21 protein-coding genes are annotated in these 24989 nt (G+C 34.8%); 7 read left to right on the top strand and 14 right to left on the bottom strand.

The genetic code is table 11. The annotated features are described in order from the left end of the window. Nucleotides 1–384 precede the first annotated feature (384 nt). Complete coding sequence (locus AC5YGG_RS19100) at nucleotides 385–810, top strand: S1 domain-containing protein (RefSeq protein ID WP_496146015.1); 426 nt, start codon at nucleotides 385–387, stop codon at nucleotides 808–810. Nucleotides 811–831: 21 nt separating this feature from the next. Then, the gene (locus AC5YGG_RS19105) at nucleotides 832–1170 is read left to right on the top strand and encodes a helix-turn-helix domain-containing protein (protein ID WP_496146016.1); all 339 of its coding nucleotides are present in this window, start codon (nucleotides 832–834) and stop codon (nucleotides 1168–1170) included. Nucleotides 1171–1243: 73 nt separating this feature from the next. Here AC5YGG_RS19105 and AC5YGG_RS19110 read toward each other — a convergent pair whose 3' ends face one another. Both AC5YGG_RS19110 and AC5YGG_RS19115 read right to left on the bottom strand, forming a co-directional pair. Next, nucleotides 1244–1627 carry a DUF3037 domain-containing protein gene (locus tag AC5YGG_RS19110; protein WP_496146017.1) on the bottom strand — a complete coding sequence of 128 codons (384 nt, stop codon included), beginning with the start codon at nucleotides 1625–1627 and terminating at the stop codon, nucleotides 1244–1246. Next, on the bottom strand, nucleotides 1614–2387 hold the full coding sequence (locus AC5YGG_RS19115; protein WP_496146018.1) for a HipA family kinase: 774 nt from the start codon (nucleotides 2385–2387) through the stop codon (nucleotides 1614–1616). The genes AC5YGG_RS19110 and AC5YGG_RS19115 overlap by 14 nt, the downstream gene beginning before the upstream one ends. Before the next feature lie 71 nt (nucleotides 2388–2458). On the opposite strand from AC5YGG_RS19115, the gene AC5YGG_RS19120 reads away from it, so the two are divergent. Together AC5YGG_RS19120 and AC5YGG_RS19125 are read left to right on the top strand one after the other, a co-directional pair. Beyond that, nucleotides 2459–3301: an alpha/beta hydrolase family protein gene (locus AC5YGG_RS19120; protein ID WP_496146020.1), complete on the top strand. Its 843-nt coding sequence runs from the start codon at nucleotides 2459–2461 to the stop codon at nucleotides 3299–3301. Between the two features lie 55 nt (nucleotides 3302–3356). Next, nucleotides 3357–3875, top strand: coding sequence for an Ivy family c-type lysozyme inhibitor (locus tag AC5YGG_RS19125; protein WP_496146021.1), 519 nt, complete (start codon nucleotides 3357–3359; stop codon nucleotides 3873–3875). A 64-nt stretch (nucleotides 3876–3939) separates the two neighbouring features. On the opposite strand, the gene AC5YGG_RS19130 is transcribed toward AC5YGG_RS19125, so the two are convergent. The 6 genes from AC5YGG_RS19130 to AC5YGG_RS19155 form a co-directional block, all read right to left on the bottom strand. After that, entirely contained in the window at nucleotides 3940–4764 is an 825-nt protein-coding gene (locus AC5YGG_RS19130; RefSeq protein WP_496146022.1) for a flavin reductase family protein, read from the bottom strand. Nucleotides 4765–4848: 84 nt separating this feature from the next. Continuing rightward, nucleotides 4849–5262, bottom strand: coding sequence for a GxxExxY protein (locus AC5YGG_RS19135; protein WP_496146023.1), 414 nt, complete (start codon nucleotides 5260–5262; stop codon nucleotides 4849–4851). Nucleotides 5263–5358: 96 nt separating this feature from the next. After that, the gene (fahA, locus tag AC5YGG_RS19140; RefSeq protein WP_496146024.1) at nucleotides 5359–6606 is read right to left on the bottom strand and encodes a fumarylacetoacetase; all 1248 of its coding nucleotides are present in this window, start codon (nucleotides 6604–6606) and stop codon (nucleotides 5359–5361) included. A 352-nt stretch (nucleotides 6607–6958) separates the two neighbouring features. Beyond that, nucleotides 6959–7492, bottom strand: a complete 534-nt coding sequence (locus tag AC5YGG_RS19145; RefSeq protein WP_496146025.1) for a phage tail-like protein — start codon at nucleotides 7490–7492, stop codon at nucleotides 6959–6961. Nucleotides 7493–7505: 13 nt separating this feature from the next. Continuing rightward, nucleotides 7506–9053 (bottom strand): phage tail-like protein, encoded by a 1548-nt coding sequence (locus tag AC5YGG_RS19150; RefSeq protein ID WP_496146026.1) that lies wholly within the window; start codon nucleotides 9051–9053, stop codon nucleotides 7506–7508. An 84-nt stretch (nucleotides 9054–9137) separates the two neighbouring features. Next, a complete protein-coding gene (locus AC5YGG_RS19155; protein ID WP_496146027.1) occupies nucleotides 9138–11900 on the bottom strand; it encodes a phage tail-like protein in 2763 nt (920 codons plus the stop codon). A gap of 771 nt (nucleotides 11901–12671) precedes the next feature. On the opposite strand from AC5YGG_RS19155, the gene AC5YGG_RS19160 reads away from it, so the two are divergent. Beyond that, the gene (locus AC5YGG_RS19160; protein ID WP_496146028.1) at nucleotides 12672–14510 is read left to right on the top strand and encodes a tetratricopeptide repeat protein; all 1839 of its coding nucleotides are present in this window, start codon (nucleotides 12672–12674) and stop codon (nucleotides 14508–14510) included. Between the two features lie 30 nt (nucleotides 14511–14540). Here the strand turns inward: AC5YGG_RS19160 and AC5YGG_RS19165 are convergent, their stop codons facing one another. The 6 genes from AC5YGG_RS19165 to AC5YGG_RS19190 form a co-directional block, all read right to left on the bottom strand. Continuing rightward, complete coding sequence (locus tag AC5YGG_RS19165; RefSeq protein WP_496146029.1) at nucleotides 14541–15002, bottom strand: hypothetical protein; 462 nt, start codon at nucleotides 15000–15002, stop codon at nucleotides 14541–14543. Between the two features lie 68 nt (nucleotides 15003–15070). Beyond that, nucleotides 15071–16201 carry a 4-hydroxyphenylpyruvate dioxygenase gene (gene hppD / locus AC5YGG_RS19170; RefSeq protein ID WP_496146030.1) on the bottom strand — a complete coding sequence of 377 codons (1131 nt, stop codon included), beginning with the start codon at nucleotides 16199–16201 and terminating at the stop codon, nucleotides 15071–15073. Nucleotides 16202–16438: 237 nt separating this feature from the next. Then, a complete protein-coding gene (locus AC5YGG_RS19175; protein ID WP_496146031.1) occupies nucleotides 16439–17230 on the bottom strand; it encodes a hypothetical protein in 792 nt (263 codons plus the stop codon). A 127-nt stretch (nucleotides 17231–17357) separates the two neighbouring features. Beyond that, the gene (locus tag AC5YGG_RS19180) at nucleotides 17358–18632 is read right to left on the bottom strand and encodes an acetyl-CoA hydrolase/transferase family protein (protein WP_496146032.1); all 1275 of its coding nucleotides are present in this window, start codon (nucleotides 18630–18632) and stop codon (nucleotides 17358–17360) included. 210 nt (nucleotides 18633–18842) lie between these two features. Further along, nucleotides 18843–20354: a succinyl-CoA:acetate CoA-transferase ScpC gene (gene scpC / locus AC5YGG_RS19185; protein WP_496146033.1), complete on the bottom strand. Its 1512-nt coding sequence runs from the start codon at nucleotides 20352–20354 to the stop codon at nucleotides 18843–18845. A 407-nt stretch (nucleotides 20355–20761) separates the two neighbouring features. After that, nucleotides 20762–21913: a homogentisate 1,2-dioxygenase gene (locus AC5YGG_RS19190; RefSeq protein WP_496146034.1), complete on the bottom strand. Its 1152-nt coding sequence runs from the start codon at nucleotides 21911–21913 to the stop codon at nucleotides 20762–20764. 122 nt (nucleotides 21914–22035) lie between these two features. Here AC5YGG_RS19190 and AC5YGG_RS19195 point away from each other — a divergent pair, with 122 nt between their 5' ends. Together AC5YGG_RS19195 and AC5YGG_RS19200 are read left to right on the top strand one after the other, a co-directional pair. Continuing rightward, a complete protein-coding gene (locus AC5YGG_RS19195) occupies nucleotides 22036–24105 on the top strand; it encodes a TonB-dependent receptor plug domain-containing protein (protein WP_496146035.1) in 2070 nt (689 codons plus the stop codon). Continuing rightward, nucleotides 24102–24563: a thioredoxin fold domain-containing protein gene (locus AC5YGG_RS19200; RefSeq protein ID WP_496146036.1), complete on the top strand. Its 462-nt coding sequence runs from the start codon at nucleotides 24102–24104 to the stop codon at nucleotides 24561–24563. Before AC5YGG_RS19195 ends, AC5YGG_RS19200 begins: the two co-directional genes overlap by 4 nt. Nucleotides 24564–24989 lie beyond the last annotated feature (426 nt).

The raw sequence follows: 24989 nt of genomic DNA on the forward strand, positions 1-24989 counted from the left end.
GGAATTTTTTTAAGTAATGTGTTACTAATACCTCAAAAAGCTTACCAAAAAAGCTATTCAGAATTATGATTTTCCAGACGGTAAAGAACCTTTTTGGGTCCTGATTTTAATCTTATCTCCCCGATTGTACTCATAAAATTATTTACAAAACTGCTTTAAATTCGTGAGTATTGAAATAATGTTTATTGTTTTTTATTATTATGTTTTTGATTTTACTCGATTGTTTTACAGTGTTTTATGTTGCAAGTGTCAAGTTTTAGTATATGTTTTGTATACGCAGGAAAAAGTTAGTGTATACAAAATATAATCTCGGTATGACTTTATAAAAGTAGGGTTGTCTTTAGCTTTGCAATTGTAGTTCTAAACAATGCTATTTATTTAAAAATGAATTTTAAAGATATACATATCGGGCAGATTATAAAAACCAGGGTGAATGAAACTAATATAGATTCGGAAAGAATTTCCAAGTTTATGAAATGCACGGAAGATGAGGTTGCTGAAATGTATACCCAAAGCAATTTGCCTACTGATATTGTTTTAAAATGGAGTAAACTTTTAGAATATGATTTTTTTAGAATTTACTCTCACCATTTGATTTTATTTTCACCTCAAAGAGAAGCCATATACAGTGTGAAAGATTCTGGAGCATCACAGCTTCCTAAGTTCAGAAAGAATATTTATACTAAAGAAATTATAGATTTTCTGTTAGATCTTATTAAAACAGGAGAGAAAACAAAAGCAGATATAATTAAGGACTACCGTATTCCTAAAACAACGCTATATAAATGGATCGAGAAGTATAAAAAATAATCAGAAATAAAAACACTATATATGGAAAAAAACTCAAGACCCTGCTACAAAAGCATTTATCTGGATATGATGACAAAAAAATTTCCGGACAAAATTGAAAAATATCAAGCCATGTTTCAGAAAGAAGAATTATCTGCATTGGATGTGATAAAGCTTAATGAAGACCTTTTCGGAAAACAAAATAAAACAGAAGACTCTGAACCTAATTCCAGCCAGAAATACCGTTCATATCTTAAGTCTGATATTCTTCAGATATTAGATTATCAGAGAAAAAATAAACTGAATAATTCTGAAATAGCCAGACATTTCAAATTAAGCCGAAATACGGTTAAAAAATGGAAAGATGTTTTTGTACATTAGAAAGAAACCATAACAATACTAAATTATAAAAAAAGAATCTACATATTTACTGTAGATTCTTTTATATGGTGAACTATTTTACAAGCTCTTCAAAAAGTTTATCAAAAGTGATATTCAGGTCTTTGGATTTTCCGGGATGAGGTCTCGAAGTCTGTACAACTGCACTTCTTACAGCAGTAAGCCATCGGAAACGTTCAGGAATTTCCAAGAAAGAAATAGGTCCGCCGCTTTTGTCACCATTGGCAATCTTCTGGAAACTTTGCAAATTTTGAATCACATCTTCATAATCCAGTTTGCTGTGCATCAACTTAAATTTATCAGGACATAAATAAAATTCTACCCGGATAAACTTTTCCTTTTTAGAAAACATCACCAATCCTATATTGAAAAATTCTTCTCTTTCAACTTTCGGTACCAAGCGAATTACCGCATATTCATATATTTTATCCTCTTGCATTTTTAGCTTCGTTTACAAAGATTTGTGAATTTTCGAATCGGGTTTTTAAAAACTGAAAATAGATCTCACGAATTTCTTCAGGTGTTTCATCAGCATCATCCCAATGTAACCAGTCTTCAGGAATTGAATTGACCATATCTCTGAAAAAGGTCTCATTCAGTACTTCGTGAGCAAATTGATCTGCTTCATCAAGCTTTGTAGCTTTCGGTAAGAGCACATGGTCTTTTACATACTTGAAAGGCGTTTTTGCCGCAGCATCAAAGTTTTGCCATGAGTGATGGAAGTAGAACGATGCTCCGTTATCAATAATCCAAAGTTCCTTATGCCACATCAGCATATTTGTATTCTTAAAAGTACGGTCAATATTTGTAATAAAAGCGTCAAGCCAAACAATCTTTGAAGCCAGCAGAGGATCTACGCTTACGCCCGGATCATAGGTAATAGATCCCGAAAGATAATGTAGCCCAAGATTTAAACCCTCAGAAAATTTCAATAAATCCTGAATTTCTTCATCTGCCTCAGTTCTACCAAAATCAGCATCAAGATTTATAAAGACAAGTTCAGGGATTTTTAAGCCTAAAGCTTCCGTAATCTTCCCTCCTAGAAGTTCAGAGATCAGCATTTTTACTCCATGACCTGCGCCACGAAATTTTAAAACATATTTAAAATCATCATCAGCTTCTGCCAAAGCGGGAAGAGAACCTCCCTCTCTCAAAGGCAAAATGTAACGTATCACGGTTACCGTTCTTAAATTCTGCATAAAGCAAAATTAAGGTTATTTTTTGATAGTTTTTTTCATAAATTTCGATTTAAATTAAATGGCTTTGTCTTATGAGATTGATTATTAAAAAGAATATACACCTGGAAAACAAGGAAACACGAAGTTTTCTTGCGGATACTTACTATAAAGAAACACAAGAAAAACTTCCATTGGTGATTTTCGTTCATGGATATAAAGGATATAAAGATTGGGGAGCATGGGATTTAATGGCTGAAAAGTTTGCTGAGGCAGGTTTTTATTTTGTGAAGTTTAATTTCTCCCATAATGGAACCAGTGTGGAAGACCCTCATCATTTTGCTGATCTGGAATCATTCGGGAATAATAATTATTCTAAAGAACTTTCCGATCTTGGAGTGGTGATTGATCATTTTATTCAGGATCCCAATGTAGATTCGGAAAAAGTTGTTCTTATCGGTCATAGCAGGGGAGGAGGCATTTCTATTATTAAAACTTTCGAAGATGTAAGAATTAATGGATTGATTACTCTGGCAAGTGTAGACACTTTAGATCGTTTTCCTAAAGGAGATCTCTTTGAAAATTGGAAAAGAGAAGGAGTTTATTATGCTTTAAATGGCAGAACCATGCAGGAAATGCCCCATTATTACCAATTCTATGAAGATTATGAACAGAATATTCATCGTTTTGATGTGGAACGTGCTACCGAAATGGCTAAAGCCCATATGCTCATTATTCATGGAACACAAGACGAAGCTGTAGATGTAAAACATGCTGAACATCTTCATATCCTGAATCCAAACTCTGAAATGTTCCTTATTGAAGATGGCAATCATACTTTTGGTGCTAAAGAGCCCTGGACAGAAACAAATCTGCCAAAAGACCTGAATATTGTGACCGAAGCATGTATTGAATTTATTAATAATAAAATGAACTAAGAAAATAATGTTATTTTAATGACGTTATTTATATTAACCTCTATATGATATAATTATGAAAAAAATTATGTACAGTGCAATGGGACTTGCCTTATTGACAACAGTTTTTTCCTGTAAAAAAGAAAATAAAACCCAATCTTCTGTAAGTACAGATACTTTGGCTACAGTAATGCCAAAAGATTCTGCTGGAACTCCAAAAACAGATTCTGCAACTACAACTACGCCTGCGGTTTCTGCTGTTGGTGAAAATATTATTACTAAAAACGTAGGGAAATATCCTCATGATATTAAATTCTTTGAAGATAAAAACATTACAGAAAGGCTAAAAAAATTGGTAGGAAGTCAATATGAGGAAATGGTTAAGTACTTTGATGTAACAAGTCCAATATCCTTAGAACACGATATCTATTTACTTACAGGATGCAAACAGCATGACTGTCCCGGATATTCTACAAAAATCTATTACGACCCTAAAAATGATAACTTGAACGTTTCGATTGATAATAATGGTAAAATCTCCGATTTCAATGAAAAAGGAAAGATTGCCGGTGTTGAAAAATTGGATAAACACTAGAAATTATAGGTACAAAACAAAACAGCCTGAAATATTCAGGCTGTTTTTTGTCTATTGTAATGGCTTACTTAATGGCAAGTAAGGTCCATGCTTCTTCCACTTTACTTTGCACAAGCAGCTTCTGAGCCTCAAGATGAATATTTTCTTCCGCATAGAAATTTTCTGCTGGAAGTACTTCTATATTGGCAAGCATTCCCAGATCATTTCCTGTGAAGATCTTACTATACTTAATAGAATCGGGTAGTAGATCAAATCCTATACCTTTGGTTACCAATGGTTTTGGAACTTCAAAAAGACTGTTTTCATTACTTCTTGAATACCAGTTGCTTCCTAAGCGTGCCACCATATCAAGTTTTTGCTGATCAAGATTTCCAGCCTCATTCAGATATTCTTCCCTAATATGAATTTTCTGAACTTCACAAATCACCAGATTTCCCGCACCCCCCTGATCACCTAACGATTTTATCTCTAAAACTTTACATTCAAAGTTTACAGGACATTCTTCTATCAGCTTAGGTTTTACAAGATCTGCATCCTTCATGGTAAGCCCGGATTTTATGAACTCATTCACTCCCGTTTCATACTCTGTAGAAGCAAGAGATATTTGCTGTACAATTGGAAAATTGACTGTTCCAATGACCACTTCCGGAACTTCCAACACATTTTCAAGAGTATGTTTCGTCGTATTATCACGTACTCTCCTTGATGGTGAAAAGATCAGAATCGGCGGCACCGTACTGAACATATTGAAAAAACTAAATGGAGATAAATTATTATTACCGTCTTTATCCACCGTAGATGCCAATGCAATCGGTCGTGGTGAAACGGCTGTCTGCATGATGGTTTGTAACTGTACGGAGGTTATTTCGGAGGGGATTACTGTTTTCATATTTTCTTTTTAACACTTAAGTTTTTTTAGTTATTTCTAATTCTGTCTATAGAAGATCACCTAAGTTTTGAAAATCTCTGATTTTCATTCTTTTGGAAGTTCCCTATATATTTTGGAGGCAAAAGATTCATACCCTTCATGGTAGAGATTTGTTACATTGAAATTAACTAAGATTGAGCGAGGTGCTTTTAAAAGATTCATATAATTCATGGTCTGGGCTTTATGAATTTGATGAAGTTCAGCAACAGATTTTAATTCTAAAACGATTAATTCTTCAACTAAAAAGTCACATTTTACTTTACAATCTATATGATTACCTTTATATATAAATGGAATTTCAAGTTCACTTCGATATTTTAAACCTAACAAATCAAATTCTTTTTCCAGACACTGATGATAAACTTCTTCATACAATCCCGGACCTGCTAGTTTATGTACTTCTATGCAAGCTCCAACGATTTTGTAAGACAAATTATTAATCAATTTTTGAGTTATCATAATGTGAGAAAATGAAAATCGTAGGTTTTCAAAGCTTAAGTGAACTTAATTTTACCATTTTCATATAACTTAAAAACTTAAGTGTTTAAACTACTTTTAAAGTGTTGGAATTATTTTACCTGAAACTTCACCGAAACCTACTCTCACACCGTCTTTTTCTGCCCATGCTTTCATGGTAACGGTATCGTTATCTTCTATGAACTTTCTTTCTTCACCGTTGCTTAAAGTAATAGGGTTTTGACCTCTCCATGTCAGTTCAAGCATAGAACCGAAAGATTTTGGATCGCTTCCTGAAATGGTTCCGCTCGCATACATATCACCTACTTCTACATTACATCCGTTTACGGTGTGGTGAGCCAGTTGTTGGTTCATATTCCAGTACATGTGCTTGTAGTTGCTTTCGCAGATCAGGTTGTGTTCACCATTTTCTGGTTGGATATACACTTCAAGGTTGATATCATAATTTTTGTCACCTTCAAATTTTAAATAATCTAAAACTTCAGGATCTTGTGTAGGAGAAGTGGTTCTGAATGGCTCTAAAGCTTCCAAAGTAACCACCCATGGAGAAATTGAAGAACCGAAATTTTTAGCAAGGAAAGGTCCTAATGGAACGTATTCCCAAGACTGAATATCCCTTGCAGACCAGTCATTGAAAACCACCATTCCAAAGATGGCATCTTCTGCATCTTTTATAGAAATACTTTCGCCCATCTCTGTATTTTTATTAACGATGAAAGCCATTTCCAATTCAAAATCCAGTTGCTTGCATGGACCAAAAACAGGCTTGTCGGCATCAGCAGGCTTCATCTGACCTTTTGGGCGGTTGATTTCTGTTCCGGAAACAACAATAGATGATGCTCTTCCATGGTAACCAACAGGTAAATGTTTCCAGTTGGGTAATAAAGCGTTGGCAGGATCACGGAACATTTTTCCAACGTTAGTGGCATGTTCAATGCTGCTGTAAAAATCCGTATAGTTTGGGATGTGAACCGGCATCATCATTTTCACTTTATCCAGGTCATAGAATGCATCTTCAATGGTTTTCTGATCTTTAGAAAGAATAGAATCTTCCTGTAATAAAGTCTGAATTTTAGCGCGGACAGCATTAGTAACCGGTTTTCCCAGTTCAATAAATTCATTGATTGTGTATGCTTCAAAAACATTGTCGTCCAATCCTTCAATATCTTCAAAATAGCCAAGGTCATACAACGTGGCAAGATCAATGATCTGATCTCCGATTCTTGTACAGCATCCGATATATTCTTTATTAAAAACTGCTACTCCGAAAGGAATATTATGTATAGAAAAATCCGAATTTGAGGAATAGTCTACAAATGATTTCATAAGTCTGGAATTATTAATATGAATTATACTTTTTATATAGATTAAAACTAATCGTTTACGTTCCGAAAGTTTGAATTATTAATATGTCGTTAATATAATAAAATTCAAATATTTCTTCTCAAAAATACTCAAAATTTTATTTATATTCTTTACAGAACCCGCTAAAGAAAATGAAATTGGAATTATTTAATTTAAAAACAATGAATGTACTTGAATACACAAATGATATGATAGGTTTTGAATATAAAAATGTAGGACTGAAATCTTTGATTTCAGTCCTACGGAAAAAACACACCAACTTAACTTAATATGATGTTAATGAGAAATTGTAGTCATTATTCTGTTCCGGATTTTATTTCCAGAATGTCCATTGGGTACCATTAAATGTAGCGATATAATCGTTTGTAGGATCATATACAATCATTCCGGCAGATGGATTGGCTATAGTGCCTGCCGGGTTTGTTACCTTGGGCAGTATCATTGTTTTATTAGGGGATTCCAGTACCAGAACTCCGTTTGCAGCAGATGTTTTAGATCCTATTACCGTTTTTCTGCCCGCATCCTCCGCTAATGCATTTTGTGCGTTAATGATTGTTGGTGAAATGGCATTGGAATTATTGGCTGTAGAGGTTAAATCTTTCCATCCGGTGTTGTCTCGAAGCTTTATTTTTTTTGTCGTGTAATCGAAAATCAAAGTTCCGGCTACCGGACTTACAACAGTAGCTTCACCGTAAATATAGGGTAGTACCAGCCCTGCATTTTTTGTATCATCGAATTCCAGTAATGAAGACGAACTGCTGGGAGCTGTTTTCTTACCAATAATGTTTTGCCCGAATAACAGAAAGCTGATATTAATTAAACCTACTGTAAATAATCTTTTTTTCATAACAAACTGTTTTTTAATTAGGACAATATTGGCTTTTGAAAACTTTCCAACCCGTTGTTGAAACCGGAACTCCATTTGCTCCCGGACTGGTTGCTGTGTTATACACTTTTAATTCATTGGTGGTAGTATCATAAACCACCATTCCTTCAACCGGATTTTGTAGAGCCGTAATCTGTGCTGTTGTCAAACGATTCAGTACAAAGCCGTTTGTTTTTGATTCTGTTACTAGCTGTGCTCCGCTGAAATTATCCAGCCAGGTCTTGGCAGTGGTTGTTTTCACAAGGTTGGATATTCCTGTTACAGGTTTAACAACTGTACCTGTTGTAAGAGGATTGGAATAACATTTTGCACATAAAGTATTTGAGGAATCAAAATTGATAGTAATAGCATCTGATAATGGACCCGAGCAGCCAAATTCATTACTTACAAGATAGGCTTTAAAATAATGATTTCCCGGAGTTCCCGGATTATAGTTTTCCGGATTATCAATAATAGTTCCTGTTGTTGCATTTACATCAGAAACTTTCATGAATACAAGCTTAAGGTTGGAAGGAGGAGAACTAATAATATAATTGAATAAGTTGACATTCATTAGATTACAAACCGTGGCTTGGGGAGTAACATAAGGTTTGATGTTATCTGCCGGACATTCATATATCTGGGTGGTAGAAGTAGAATAGGTTCCCGGAGTAGAGCCATAATTCATAGATATTCCTAAACCTCCATCATTAGCAGGTGATGATATTTGGGGTGATACTGATTTATTGAAAATCATATTAACAATTGATTCCGATACTTTTTCTGCACCATCAGCATAGTATCCGCTCCAGGGTATCCCTGAATTATATTTAATTGCATTAAAATGTCCTTGAAAATAACGCTCTTTCGTTCTGATGCTTAAAACAGGTTGAGCTCCCGATTTATATTCCCCTGATAAAATATCCGCACCGAAAGAATCCAGCTGCCAGCCATGTGCCAACTTAACTTCTTCAGTATTACCTTGTGGTATCTGCACGCTATAAATAAGATCAAATTTAGTGTCAGGATAATTATAAATATATTTAAGAGTAAATAAATAATCTTTATTATTTTTGGTAACCTTAAATTTTAATTCATTGGTTTGGTTAGTACCGTAGGGATTACCAATCAGGTTCTGGCAGGTCTGGCTTTGTAGGATGAATTTTCCTCCATCATTAAATATCTGTCTATCTGCTGTACTAGGGATTAGATTCCCACCATAATAATAAGTATTACCTATAGATACTACCAGTCCATGCTGTAAGCTAGGGGTTACATACGGATACGTAGTCGCGAAGGTCAATCTGTCTCCTCCTCCGGCTGAAAAAGCTCCTTTAATAATATTATTAAAGATGCCCACATTATTAAGGAAGTAATTTTTCACGACCTGCATATTACCTGCTGAAGATAAAATTACCTGTAGACCTTTTCGGTTGTCTGGGGTGGGAAGGGCTCCTAAAGTTGTACGTCCGTAGCAGTTTCCTGATGCATCAGTACGTTGAGACTCCTGAGCGTAGTTTTTTCCACCTGCAAATAATATCAAAAAAAGCAGTAGATATTTAAGTAAATTAATAGATGATCTCATAGTCATTAATATATAATTCAAATAATGAATAGATTTAAAAGATTATCGTGCTGATTGGTTTTCCAGTTTCTCTAATCTTGATTCAAGATCATACATTTTTTGCTCTAAAGTTTTTATTTTAGTTTCTTTAGCTTCTAATTGTTCCTGCTGTTCAATAACATGTAAGTATAATTCCTCAAGTTTTTCCAACTGTTGTATTGCTAATGAAGACATATCAAACTTATAGCCATTGCTTTCTTTTTTCAAATCAGTAATAGGAGTTACGCCAGGAAGGTGATGGTTTTTTTCTACAAAAGATTTTACATCTTTTAATAAAGTGAAATTATATTTGTTATTGATTTCAGATTTTCCTGTAAAATATTTTTCAAAAACATAATCAGCATAGGTAGAACTTGCAGAATATACTTTTCCTGAAGTGGCAATATCACCATTTACATCTAACATAGCTGTAGGGTTGGTAGTTCCTATCCCCACTCTTCCGTTATTGCTGTCCGTAAGGTACATAAGCTCATTAAGGGTATTACCAACACTGAAAGAAAGGTATTTTGACTTTGCTATTCCGGTCATACCTACGTCCCCAAAGTTAATTCTGGCAATAGATCCTGGTTGTGCGCTTACATCAGACTTTATGTGAATACCAAAATTCTCCTTTCTGTTCCCATAAGACTGCCCATCTTTTCCAATATTAATTTCCAGGGCATCGGTTGTATCTGCCCATGTAGGAGCAGCATTGAAAAGTCCGGTTCCCACTACATTTAATTTTCTGGTAGGAGTTGTCGTGCCAATTCCCACTCTGTCATTAGCTGCATCTACAGAAAAGGTGCTTCCGTCTATGGAAAATGCATTGGCAGCAGTACCTGTGAAAGCTAATGTATTGGCTCCTTGTGTTACCGTTCTGTTATCTGTTAGAGAACCATTTATATTGTAAATATTACTTGAAATAGATGCTTTGTCAATAGTTTTTAAAACTCCTGAAGCATCAGCAACTACAATGTTTGGTGCTGTGGCATCAGCCTGTAAACCTTCTAATTTAACAGGATCAGCTGTTGCTTTTACATGTAAAGTATTAGCAGGAGCTGTAGTTCCTATCCCCACTCTTCCGTTATTGCTGTCCGTAAGGTACATAAGTTCGTTAAGTGTATTCCCAACACTGAAAGAAAGGTATTTTGTTTTTTCAACAGAAGTTGTACTTGTATCCCCAAAATTAATTCTTGCAATAGACCCCGGCTGGATACTTACCTGAGATTTTATATGAATACCAAAATTCTCTTTTCTGTTTCCGTAGCTATTTCCATCTTTTCCGATATTAATTTCCAGGGCATCTGTTGTTTCGCTCCATGTACGTACAGGGTTGATAAAAGCAGGTCCTTCAACGTGTAGTTTTCTGGTAGGAGTTGTCGTTCCAATTCCCACTCTGTCATTAGCTGCGTCTACAGAAAAGGTGCTTCCGTCTATGGAAAATGCATTGGCAGCAGTACCTGTGAAAGCTAATGTATTGGCTCCTTGTGTTACCATTCTGTTATCTGTTAGAGAGCCATTTGTATTGTATATATTACTTGAAATTGAGGCTTTGTCAATCGTTTTTAAAACTCCTGAAGCATCAGCTACTACAATGTTTGTTGCTGTCGCATCAGCTTGTAGACCTTCTATTTTCACAGGATTAGAAGCTGCTTTTACATGTAAAGCATTGGTAGGAGCAGCAGTTCCCATTCCGACTCTGTTATTGGCTCCGTCTACAGAAATCGTTGTTCCTGCTACAGAGAAACCATTGGTAGCCGTACTTGTGAAAGCTAATGTATTAGCTCCCTGAGTTACGGTTCTTGGACTTGTTAAAGTTCCGTTTGTATTGTAGATATTGCTTGAAATAGATGCTTTATCAACCGTTTTTAAAACACCTGTCGCATCAGCTACTACAATGTTTGTTGCTGTCGCATCAGCTTGTAAACCTTCTAGTTTCACAGGATCAGCTGTTGCTTTTACGTGTAAAGTATTAGTAGGAGCTGTAGTTCCTATACCCACTCTTCCGTTATTGCTGTCTGTAAGATACATAAGCTCATTGAGCGTATTACCAACACTGAAAGAAAGGTATTTTGACTTGGCTATTCCGGTCAGACCTATGTCCCCAAAGTTAATTCTGGCAATAGATCCTGGTTGTGCGCTTACATCAGACTTTATGTGAATACCAAAATTCTCCTTTCTGTTCCCATAAGACTGCCCATCTTTTCCAATATTAATTTCCAGGGCATCGGTTGTATCTGCCCATGTAGGAGCAGCATTGAAAAGTCCGGTCCCCACTACATTTAGTTTTCTGGTAGGAGTGGTTGTCCCAATTCCGACTCTGTTATTTAAAGCATCCACAGAGAACGTATTTCCTGCTACAGAAAAAGCATTAGCCACTGTACTACTGAAGGCTAGTGTATTGGCTCCTTGGGTTACGGTTCTGGGACTTGTTAAAGAACCATTCGAATTGTAAATATTGGTAGAGTCACCTGCAAATTTCACCCATTTTCCACCATCAAAGTAATAATATCCTATTGCATTAATATTAGCAGTAGCACCTGTTGCTGTTCCGGTGATATCGTTAATGTAAATAATGGCTCCAATCTGATTGGCTCCATAAGCACTTTTAGCATTAAGGTTAGCAAGAGAAATTCTGGGAGCAATAATACCGTCTGCAATGGTGGCTGCAGTTGGTTTTCCGGTGACATCCAATGTTGCTCTTGGAGAGTCTGTAGCGATTCCTATTTGTGCTTTAAGATGAATAGCCAGGAATATAAAAATGGCACTAGAAAAAACTTTTTTCATAATTTGTTAGTGTTTTTTGTATAAGATTTATTTCGTCATTATAGATGTTAGTAATGCTTTACTAAACAGGTGAATAAAAAGAAAGGTGTTATGATCGAAATAATTTGAGCGCATGACACCTTTCATTTTAAATTGTTAGAGGTATCAAACTCTAACTGGGTTTATTTAAATTGTGTTTTTTTTTGATGCTGCAAATTTGAATAAAATAAAATATGTGTTAAGAATATGAAGTGTTTCACTTTGTTTACATTTTAATTTGAAAAATGTGTAGAATGTTTACAGTTTTATTTAATATGTTGAATATTAGTGTTTTGTGTGTTTTTTTAAAAAATTTCATTCAAAAGACATCTATTTTAAACTGAGCTTTTTAGTCTTTATTTTATTGAATTACAATGTGTTATGTAGTGTTTGTTGTTAAGTTGATACTTAATAAAATTTTTGAGAGTTTATATTTTTAATTCAGTAATTTTTAATTTCAAGAGTGTTATTTAAGTTTTTGATTTTCAGTGCCTTGTATTATTTTGTACATGTTTTGTTATTATTTTGTATACGAATTGGAACGCTTTTGGTTTGCTGGGTAAATCATTTTTTCATGAGTTTTGCAAACCCTTTAAAAACATCAACAAATGATATTCTAGAAAAAAATAAATACAATTCTGTTGTGGAAATTGTATAGTAGTATAATAATGAATTGATAATAATTTATTGCTTTTTAAAAACTAATAAGGATAATTTTCTATATTTATTATCTAACCATTTAAACGAATCAAATTGAATAAGTCGCTTTTATTTCTAATTCTATTTCTTTTTCCATGTTTTGGCTTTGCACAAAGTGATTTGGATGAGGATCAGCATCAATTATGCCTTTTAATATTTTCTAAAAATTTCGAAAAAGCTAAAGAAATCGCCGAATCCAGACTGGTAAAATCAGATAATGACTCCCGAAAAGTGATCGGCTATGCATATTTATCCCGATGCTATGAAAAGCCAGGGGATGAAGGTAAGAAAATAGAAGCTCTGGAGAATGCAAAAAAAATTGCGCTGAAAACAAAAAAAGCAATTGATATGGCATATGTAAATTATGGCTATGCTTTGTATTATGCTTACCTTGAAAAAAATGATCTTTTCATGAAAGCAGTTAATGAAAGTATCAATACATTTATTAAATCTCCACAGGAGAATTTTATTCTTAGTATTCTCTATACCAATAAGTTTTTATATGCGTCAAAAAATCAGTTAAATAGAGATGATAAACGCACCAGACAGGATTGTATGTCTGCATACAATTATGCTTTAAAATCTAAAAATGATTTTTTGATTTTTCAAAGTTCGAATAATGTTTGTGCTTATTATGCGTATCAACATCTTGCAGTGGATGGTCCTGATTCTAAAAAATATCATGATTCAGCAATGATTTACCTTCAGAAAGGGTATCCTCATCTTACAAATATAAAAGATAAAACGGCTCAAAAAAGAGCTTTACTTACCTACTATTTAAATATTAACGGTCTTACAGATGAAAATCCTGAAAATATATCGAGCATTTTAAGGCTTTATGATAAAATGTTAGCATTAACGGAAGGTGATGATTCTTTTAAAGAATTAAGATGTGCAACGTATAATAATTTGGGTCTGCTATATGAAAGGCAAAACAATGATAAAACGGCTGAAGAGTATTTTCTTAAAGCATATGCATTGATTCCTAAAAGTAAAGTAGCCAACAGTAATGAATTTTCTACGATTAAAATTGTCTCTTTCTTAGAAAGGTTTGCCGGTTTTTATGAAAGATTACACCAGCCCGAAAAAGCGTTGAAGTATTTAAAAGAGGCAAGAAATTTTGAAAAACAGGGTTATCAGGAAAAGTATGAGAACAGTACCAAATCTCTGGAATTGTTCTATGAAACCGAAAAGAAAGATAATCAGATCAAACAGCTCGAAGAGAGAGATAAGATGTATAATAAATATAAGTTTCTTTATTTATGTATCATTTTACTTGCCATTATTGGGGTAATCTTCCTGTTTTATATGTTGCGTTACAGACAAAGACTCAGCAGACAAAAGATCGATATGCTGGAAAGTGAGAAAAATGAAGCTAATTTATTGCTGCAATTAACTCAGAAAGAACAGGAACGTCTAAAGGCAGAACAGGAATTGCTTGCTCTTCAGCAGGAACAGCTTCAGAAGCATGCGATGGCAACTTCTCTACAGCTGGATCAGAAAAACTCTTTTATTAATGAAATTAAAGAGAAAGCTAAAGATGAGAAAAACAGTAATCTCAGCCGTGCATTAAAAGAAGAACAGTTTATTGATCATGATTTTAATGTAATGCAGAAAATTGTACAGGATGTACACCCGGATTTTTTTAAACGCCTTCAGGAAATATCAGTAACAAAGCTTACCAATCAGGATTTGAGATATGCTTCCTATATTTATCTTAATATGGATAATCAGCAGATATCAAATATTTTAAAATCCAGCCCTATGGCAGTGAGAATGACTAAATACAGACTGAAACAAAAACTGGGGCTAGATAAAAATGATGACCTGAAGTATTTTCTTCAAAACTATGATATATTAAAAGGCTTTACGAAGACAAAAGAAAAAGAATAATAAAAAAAACGAGGATTATTTCTCGTTTTTTTATTTCTTCTTGGAATAGGATTCTTCATCAATCCATCGGTCTCTGGTATTGACATCGATGAGGTAGAGGATATTGTCCTGTTTAGTCAACAATAATGTTTTGGTTACCGGCATTGGGATTTTTTTGCCTTCTAACACATCTGCTCTTAAAGAAACGATATTCTTCTTTCTTACAATATCACCGGTGAATACATTGGAACTGCTCTCTCCTGTAGCTTTGTCATCGAAGACTTCTACATAAGTAGCATTATTCCCTTTGATTACAATAAAATCTCTTTCCGTATGATCTGCTTCATCTTTAATGAAAACAAACTTTTTATTGTCAATGTTTACATTTTCAAGATTTTGATTGATACCTTTTCTGGCTTCAAGTTTGTCGAGAATAGCATTCAAAGTTCCATATTGAGCTTTTACCCCTAAAGTAGTTCCTAAGAATAATATTCCGATTAAAAATTTTCTCATATGCTGTGTTTTATAAAAAAGTTTTGCCAGAATTAATATCCTGACAAAACTTAATATTGTATGTAAAATTAAAGATTACCTCTTCTTTCTTGTTCTCTTTCTAATGCTTCGAATAAAGCCTTGAAGTTTCCGGCACCAAAACTCTGTGCACCATGTCTTTCAATGATTTCGAAGAATAGAGTAGGACGGTCTTCTACAGGTTTAGTAAAGATCTGTAAAAGATATCCTTCTTCATCATGATCAATAAGTATACCTAACTCCTGTAATTTTTTAAGATCTTCATCAATATGACCTACTCTTTCAGGAACCATGTCATAATAAGCTTCAGGTGGAGCAGAAAGGAATTCTACGCCTCGTTTTTTAAGCTCACTTACGGTATGAATGATATCTCTTGTAGCAACAGCAATGTGCTGTACTCCTTCACCTTCGTAGAAATCAAGGTATTCTTCTACCTGAGACTTCTTTTTACCTTCTGCAGGTTCGTTGATCGGGAATTTTGCATATCCGTTTCCATTTGACATTACTTTAGACATCAATGCAGAGTATTCTGTATTAATTTGCTTATCATCAAAAGAAAGAATATTTACAAATCCCATTACTTTTTCATACCATTCAACAGTAGGGATCATTCTGTTCCAGTCTACATTTCCTACACAGTGATCTACATATAATAAACCTGCTTCCTCAGGATTATAAGCACTTTCCCACTTTTCATATCCTGGCATGAAAGCTCCGTTATAGTTTTTTCTTTCAACAAACATGTGAACCGTTTCTCCATAAGTATAGATCCCGGACATTCTTACTTCACCATGCTCATCAGTTAACGTTACAGGCTCTAAGTATGGTTTTCCACCTCTTTTTGTAGTCTCTTCAAATGCTGCGTAAGCGTCATCTACCCAAAGTGCTAAGATTTTTACTCCGTCACCATGTTTTTTTACGTGTTCATTGATAGGAGAGTCAGAATTAAGCCCTGTTGTAAGTACTAATCTGATTTTTCCTTGTTGAAGCACATAAGATGCGCGGTCTCTTACTCCTGTTTCAGGACCAGCATAAGCTACAGACTGAAAACCGAAAGCGGTCTTATAATAATGAGCAGCCTGTTTTGCATTTCCTACATAAAACTCAATATAATCCGTACCGTTAATCGGTAAGAAATTTTCTGCTTGAGCAATTTTCTCGGCAAATGTAAGTGTTGACATATTTTCTCTTTTACTTTTATTTTATTGGTATGCAAATTACAAAAATCTTAGACATGGCGAAAATAATACTGCCGAATCGTTGAATATATTTAACATAAAGTCCAAGAAAAGTACACTTAAGTATATTTAAGTTTCCTAAGTTTAAAATGAGCAGAGTACATTTGTAATACAAAAAACAAGTGGAGAAAAAAATATTTCGAACATGAAAGCCGCAGAGGTCATCTGCGGCTTTCTTATTTATAGTGTTTCTATCTTTCTGTTGAGCGTTCCGGCATCCGGATTATAATTGTCCCAGATCTTCCAGGTATCATCTATTTTTTTAATAAAATAAATCTGTGTACTAAGCTGGTTCACAAAATGTTCCTCTCCGGTTTCTCCTACTTTAAATAAAAGATTCCAGAACTCCTGAGTTTCCAGGATTTTTTTGTCAGGTTCATCGGTAACAATACGAATATCAAAAACTTCGTAATTGGAACGGTTGTTTTTTGTTACCAAATGGAAGTCTTTGTCACACAGTTCTTTACTGAATTGTGATACTCTTTCCAAAAAAGGAGAATCATCAAATATAAAATCTTTGAAAATATCCATATTATGCGTTGGAAACTGTTTGCAGAATTCAAATGCTATAGAACAATAATCATAAACCATTTGTGTCAGAAATGACTGGCTATCAGTTTCTTCATGATTTTCTTTTTTTTGTCTTACGGAAAGGATATAGTCATTCAGATCTTTATAACCTAAAAAAATGCATATTTTGTCAAGAGTTTTTAAAAATCTTAAATCACTGTGCGTTTTGTCCTGGTAGTCGTTTTCAAAGAAACGCTGTAGGGTAACATGAGAAATGGTGGTGCCGATTTCAAATTTTCTGCCTCCTTTAAGTTCTTCAGCTTCAGATAGTTCATCTTTAATGATTTCGGAAAGAATAATATAATGGCTTCTCTTCCATTCATTCATATTCCCCAAAACAGAATTCCTTACCTTCGAATGCTTTACAACTTCCTCTCGTATCGAATTATATATAGTCTTCAATTTCCTCGTTTTAGAAAGAGTTTTATCAAAAATATTGCCAAAATTTTAAAGTTTTTTAGCCTGAATGTCAAAACTTTTTTTAAATTATTAATAAAAATACCTTTTTTTAAATGTTAGGAACTGATTATCAGTGTTTAAATCTTTCATAAGCAGCTCTTTCCAACATTTCTCTATCATCAGGGTGTGCGATGCTGATAAGCTCCTGTGCCCTCTGGCGGAGGTTTTTTCCGTATAAATAGGCGGTTCCGTATTCGGTAACAACGTAGTGAATGTGTCCTCGTGTTGTAACCACTCCAGCACCCTGTTTAAGATAAGGAACAATTCTGGAAATTCCTTTTTTGGTTCTTGAAGTAATAGCAATGATAGGTTTTCCATCATCACTTAGTGCAGCCCCTCTCATAAAGTCCATTTGACCGCCGATACCACTGTATTGCAGGGTTCCGATAGAGTCGGCACAAACCTGTCCCGTAAGATCTATTTCAATGGCGGAATTGATAGCTACCATTTTCTTATTCTTCATGATATTGATGGGGAAATTAACCTCGCTTACATCTCTGAAGGCAAAGACCGTATTATCATCTACGTAATCATATAATTTTCTGGTTCCGAAGCAGAAACTGGTAATCGTTTTGTTGTCGTTGTAACCTTTGTATTTATTATTAATGACATCATTTTGAATCAGATCTATAACTCCGTCACTCAGCATTTCAGTATGAATTCCCAGATCTTTGTGGTTATGAAGACATTGAAGCACGGCATCAGGAATGGTACCGATACCCATTTGAAGGGTAGATTTGTCTTCAATAAGCTCAGCTACATTTTTACCTACCAGCATTTCTTCGGGACCTACTTTTGAGCCATAGTCTACGGTATGAAGTTCTTCCTCATGCCATACCAGTTTATGGATTCTGCTGATGTGAATCATACCGTCTCCATGAGTACGGGGCATCCTTGGGTTGACCATTGCGACGATGGTTTTTGCCGTATCTACGGCTGCTCTTGCAATATCTACTGAAGTTCCCAATGTGCAGAATCCGTGTCTGTCCGGTGGGGAAACAGTTATAAGAGCTACATCAAGAGGGAGTATATTCTTTCTGAATAGAATAGGGATTTCGCTTAAAAATACGGGTACAAAGTCACCTCTGTCTGAGTTGACAGCATCACGTACCGGGGTAGAAACGAATAGGGAATTGACGAAGAATTTATCTTTATATTCTGGTTTCGCGATTTCTATATTTCCCTGCTGGGTAATGGAAACCATTTCTACATTTTCCAATCTGTGCGCCTGTCTTGCAAGCTCATCAATAAGATAATTGGGAGTACAGGCACTACCATGGAAAAATACACGATTGCCGCTTTTTATGGTATACATTGCTTCTTCAGCGCTGATATAATTATGCATATTTTATCTTTTTTATTATAAAATTCCTGACTGATTTTTATTCATAACTACCTAACCTCTCTCAAAGATAACTTTTATATTTCTATTTATTTCAAATAGGGTAGGAGATCTTAAAAGACTTTTATCATATTAATGAATCATATAAATTTAATAAAAAATAAAGACCGAATGCATCACATCCGGTCCTTAATATTAGATCTTTGTAAAATTTTAGTTGGAAACTTCCATCGTTGTTGTCTGTTTCATACTTCCTGTTTCTGAGAAACGTAAATGCCAGCTGAAGGCTTCTTCCAGTAAGTGTGGAGTGTGTCCGCCTTTTTCACAGGCTCTGTCAAAATATGATTGTAATTCTTCTTTATAGTCAGGATGAACACAATGATCAATGATTTTCTGAGCTCTTTCTCTTGGTGCTAATCCTCTTAAGTCGGCTAATCCTACATCTGTCACTAAAATATCAACATCATGCTCCGTGTGGTCTGTGTGTGAAACCATTGGAAGAACGTGTGAAATATTATTTCCTTTTGAAGCTGCCTGAGTTACAAAAATACTTAAGTAAGCGTTTCTGGCAAAGTCACCGGAACCACCGATTCCGTTCATGATCTTTGTTCCTCCGATATGAGTGGAGTTTACATTTCCGTAGATATCGAATTCAATAGCTGTATTGATGGCAATTACTCCCAGTCTTCGGATTAATCCCGGAGTATTGGAAATATTCTGTGGTCTTAAAACAAACTTTTCTTTATATTTCGAAAGGTTTCCAAGCACTCTTTCGTAGCATTCTTTGGAAACAGTGATTGAAGATGCAGAAGCAAAACTTAGTTTACCTGAATCTATTAAATCAAATGTACTGTCCTGAAGCACTTCTGAGAACATGGTTAAATCATAGAAATTACTATCCTTGAATCCTGTAAGCACTGCATTGGCAACTTTACCGATACCCGCCTGAAGTGGAAGTAATCTGTCTGTAAGTCTTCCTAAACGAACTTCATTTTCAAAGAATTCAAGAAGGTGTTTTGCGATAGCTGTTGTTTTCTCGTCTGGCTCAGCAATGTCTGCAGGGCTGTCTTTAAGATTGGTGAAAACAATAGCCTCAATTTTATCAGGGTCTACGGGAATGCTTTTTCTACCAATTTTGTTCCATGGAGCAACAATTGGGATAACATTTCTGTAAGGATAATCTTCAGCCTGATAAATATCGTGAATTCCGTAAACTTCTTCCGGAACTTCGGTATTGATTTCAATGATGATTTTTTTAGCCAGAGCAGCAAAAGTAACAGAGTTTCCTACTGATGTTGTAGGAACAATGCTTCCGTCTCTTTCAATATAAGTAGCTTCAATAACTGCTACATCAATGCTTTGAAGGTTTTTGGTATGAAGAAGCTCGGCACTTTCACTTAAATGCTGGTCGATGAAAAGAATTTCACCATTATTGATCTTGTTCCTCAAGATAGGATCTACCTGGAAAGGCATTCTTTTTTTCAGAACGTTAGCTTCTGCCAGTTTTCCATCGGTACCGTGTCCTAATGAAGCTCCGGTCATTAAAGTGACTTTAAGGTCTTCTGTTTTTCCTCTTTCTGCTAATGCCGGCAAAATTGCTTTGCTGTCACCTGCTTTTGTAAAGCCGCTTGACCCTATGGTCATTCCGTCTTTAATGATTTTTACAGCGTTTTCTGCCGTAGTTACCTTTTCGTGTAGACTTTCTAATCTGATTCTTTCTAACATGTAATATTGATTTTTATTAAACCACCATTACTTAGGATGCGATATGAAAAATAATGATGGTCATATGTGAACCATACCTCACAAATTTACGAAAAAAGACGCTTCAAATAAAGGATTTGAAGCGTCTTTTGTATGTATTCAGTAATAGTTTTTTGCTAAACTATGTAAGCTCTTTAGTATTAAATAAATCTATCCTGTTTTTTAACCATAAAAGTCACAAAAGCGTTTTTTTTAAACACTTTAGTTCACTTAAGTAAGTTTAAAAATCCTGGATATAAGTACACATTAGAAGAAATATTAACTTAAGTGCTCTTTTTAAAGATGCATTATTTACTTTTGAAACTTAAGTGTTTACATCTTTTGTGATTGAAATTAATCAATTAAGAATATTTCGTGATAAGGACATCTTATTCCAGCCAAGAAGTTTTGTAAGACGGATCTTCCACTTTTAATGCTTCTTCTGTGATTTTTAAAGGACGGAAAGGATCTACCATTACGGCATATTCTTCTGTAAACTTTTTACCAATACTTCTTTCCATTGCTCCTGGGTGAGGTCCGTGTACAATTCCTCCCGGGTGAAGAGTAAAGTCCATAAGATCAATGTGGTTACGGCTCATAAAATCACCTTCGGTATAGAACAATACCTCATCGGAATCAATATTGGAGTGATTGTAAGGTGCAGGAATAGCTTGTGGGTGGTAATCGTACATTCTTGCGCAGAATGAACATACTACAAAGTTATGGGCTTCAAAATTCTGGTGAACCGGTGGCGGCTGGTGAATTCTTCCGGTGATGGGTTCAAAGTTTTTGATATTGAATTTATAAGGATAGAAATATCCGTCCCAGCCTACAACATCAAACGGATGAGTTGCATAAATAAAGTCTGTGATCTGGTTTTCTTTCTTTACTTTAATTAAAAATTCTCCTTTTTCGTCCACAGGTTCTTTGAAAACAGGAGCAATCATATCTCTTTCACAGAACGGAGAATGTTCCAGAAGCTGCCCGAATTCATTTCTGTATCTTTTGGGAGTATAAATAGGAGAATGGCTTTCCAATACAAAGAATACTGTATTTTCAGATGTTAATTCTACCTGATAAATAGTTCCTCTTGGAATGATAAGATAATCACCAACTCCAAATTCAAGGTCTCCTACAAATGTTTTTAAAATTCCTGTTCCTTCATGAACGAATAAAAGCTCATCACACTCAGCATTTTTGTAGAAATAATCCATAGATTTTCTAGGTTTTGCTAATCCCATTTTCAGGTCGTTGTTCATCAAAAGGATCTTACGGCTATCCATGAAATCGTCCTCAGGAGTTACGTTCATTCCCTTAAACATTCTTGGAGTAATGTTTTTATCTACCGCTATTTTTGGAGTCACATCTTTCGGCTCCCCGATGGATTTGATCTGCGTAGGGCGGTGAATATGGTATAACAGAGAAGAAATACCGTGAAAACCTTCCGTTCCGAAAAGCTGTTCATAGTAAAACTTATCTTCCGGAGATTTAAAGACTGTATGTCTTTTTTGTGGGATATTTCCCGCTAGATGATATCTCATTTTACTTTCATATGTAGTTTCTCAAATTTAATAATTTTTCATGAATTGGCTTAATCAAAAAAAATCTCACAAGTTTTGTATGTTAAAAATAATTGTTAGATTTGTCTAACAATTTTAATTTCATGAAGCGAATATTATTTTCTATTACTTTTTTATCTTCGTATTGCTTTGCCCAAGAGACGGACAGTTTGCGTTTAAATCAAACAAAAAATACTGATTCTGTAAGGGTCTACAAAAAAGAGATCAAGACAAGTACTATTGAGGATGTAGTGGTAACGGGAACCATAAAACCGATGAGCAGATCAAAAAGTCCGGTAGCCATAGAGATCTACAGTCAGAAATTTTTTCAGAAAAATCCTACACCAAGTATTTTTGAAGCCATAGGAATGGTAAATGGGGTAAAACCTCAACTGAACTGCTCTGTTTGTAATACCGGAGATATTCATATCAATGGGCTGGAAGGTCCGTATACGATGATTCTTATTGACGGGATGCCGATTGTAAGCTCACTTTCCACGGTATATGGATTGAGTGGTATTCCGAATAGCCTTGTTGATAGGATAGAAGTGGTAAAAGGTCCTGCGTCTTCCATTTATGGTTCGGAAGCAATGGGTGGAGTTATTAATATTATTACCAAAAATGCGTTGACGGCTCCCAAATTGAGTGTAGATATGATGACGAGTTCCTGGGCTGAAAATAATATTGATCTTTCCACAAAATTTAATCTTGGGAAGAATGCTGCTTCATTATTAAGTTTAAATTATTTCAGCTTTAAAGAAAGAATAGATCAGAATAAAGATAATTTCACAGATACTACTTTACAAAGCAGAATTTCAGTTTTTAATAAGTGGAATTTTAAAAGAAAGGAAAACAGACAGGCGAGTTTTGCAATGAGGTATCTGTATGAAGATCGTTTTGGCGGTGAAATGCAATGGAATAAATCTTATCGTGGAAGTGATGAGGTATATGGCGAAAGTATTTATACAAACAGAGCTGAAATTTTCGGGTTATATGAATGGCCAATGAAGGAACATATTGTGACCCAGTTTTCCTATAATTATCATGATCAGAATTCTTTTTACGGATCAAATCCTTTTAATGCTATTCAAAAAGTAGCTTTTGTACAAACCTATTGGGATAGAAGTTTTGGGAAGCACGATATCACAGCCGGATTTACTTTTAAAAGAACTTTCTATGATGACAACACTCCGGGAACACTGGCTTCTGACGGGATCACCAATGCACCGATGAAATCTCCGATCTGGGGAGCGTTTATTCAGGATCAATGGGAGATCAATGATAAGAATACGTTGTTACTCGGCTATCGTTATGATTATGATAAGGTACATCATTCCGTACATTCTCCAAGATTAGCGTGGAAATTCTCTCCAAATCCTTATCATACTTTACGTTTCAATTTCGGAACAGGGTTCAGGGTTGTGAATCTTTTTACAGAAGATCATGCGGCTTTAACCGGTTCAAGGGAAGTGATTGTAAAATCTAATCTGGAGCCGGAAAGATCAGTGAACGGAAACCTGAATTATATCTGGAAAATTCCTCTAGGAAACCGAATGCTGAATCTTGATGCTTCTGCTTTTTATACTTATTTCAGTAATAAAATTGTTGGTGATTTTGATTCTGATCCGAATAAAATTATCTATGACAACCTTCATGGATACGGAATTTCCAGAGGTGCTTCTCTGAATGTAGATTTTACTTTTCAGTTTCCTCTAAGTGTTAATCTGGGAGTAACTTACCTTGATGTGTATCAAAAGTATGATAATGAAAATCAAAAAACACAGCAGCTGCACGCTCCCAAATGGAGTGGAACTTATAATCTGACGTATAAATTTCCACACAATCTGACCGTAGATTTTACCGGACAGTTTTATGGACCGATGAGGCTTCCTGTTCTACCGAACGACTTCCGACCAGAATATTCACCGTTTTATTCTCTTGCCAATATTCAGGTGTCAAAAAGTTTCAAATCTGGTTTTGAAGTGTATGGCGGTGTGAAAAACTTATTCAACTTTACTCCTAAAGATCCCTTGATGAGACCTTTTGATCCATTTGATAAACATGTTGATGATCCTATCAATAATCCCAACCATTATACTTTCGATACTGCATATGGCTATGCTCCAATGCAAGGAATCCGAGGGTTCTTGGGAGTGAAATATACACTGAAATGAGAATTTTAGCTTTATTTTTAATGTTTGTGCCCTGTTTTTGTCTGTCTCAGATGAAGACAGGGACTTTTTCGGAATTAGAGCTTCAACAAAAGGAGTTTTCAAAACCTATTGTTATTCATATTTATACGGATTGGTGCTCAGTCTGTAAAATTGAATCCTTTCATTTAAATAAAGATAAAGCTTTAGTGAAGATGCTGAATGAAAATTTTTACTTCATCAATTTTGAAGCGGAAAAGACCAAGGAAAGAATTAGGTTTCAGGGACGGAATTTTGAGTATTTGTCTAATGGAGGTTCCGGAATTCATGAATTGGCGTTGGCATTATCTAAAAATAAGGAACAGCCGGTTTATCCATTGTGGATTTTCTTAGATAAGAATCAGAATTTGTTGTATTATCATGAGGGATTGCTTACTCCTGAAAACATGAAACAGAAGTTGAAGGTGATTTCGGCTTTATGATATAGTAATTGTTGGAAAACGCTAAGACGCAAATTTTTCTATTTTGTTGTGTTGTATTTAAGGCGCTAAGATTTTATCTGCGATAAAATTGAATGCTGTTTATTTTAATGCCACTAATACACGAATAGTTTATATACAGTTCGCCTATGTGGTAAAAATTATTATAGTAATTGTTGGAAAACGCTAAGACGCAAATTTTTCTATTTTGTTGTATTTAAGGCGCAAGGATTTTATCTGCGATAAAATTGAATGCTGTTTATTTTAATGCCACAAATGCACGAATAATTTTATACAGTTCGCACATTTGGTAAAAATTATTAAACCACATAGACATTCTTCATAAAGTTATATAAGTATCATTTTCTTCGTGTATTCTAAGACATATGCAAATTATATCTTGTTAAATTTACAAAAGGCTCTTCTCTT

The sequence above is a fragment of the Chryseobacterium sp. CS2K3 genome (assembly GCF_059515185.1).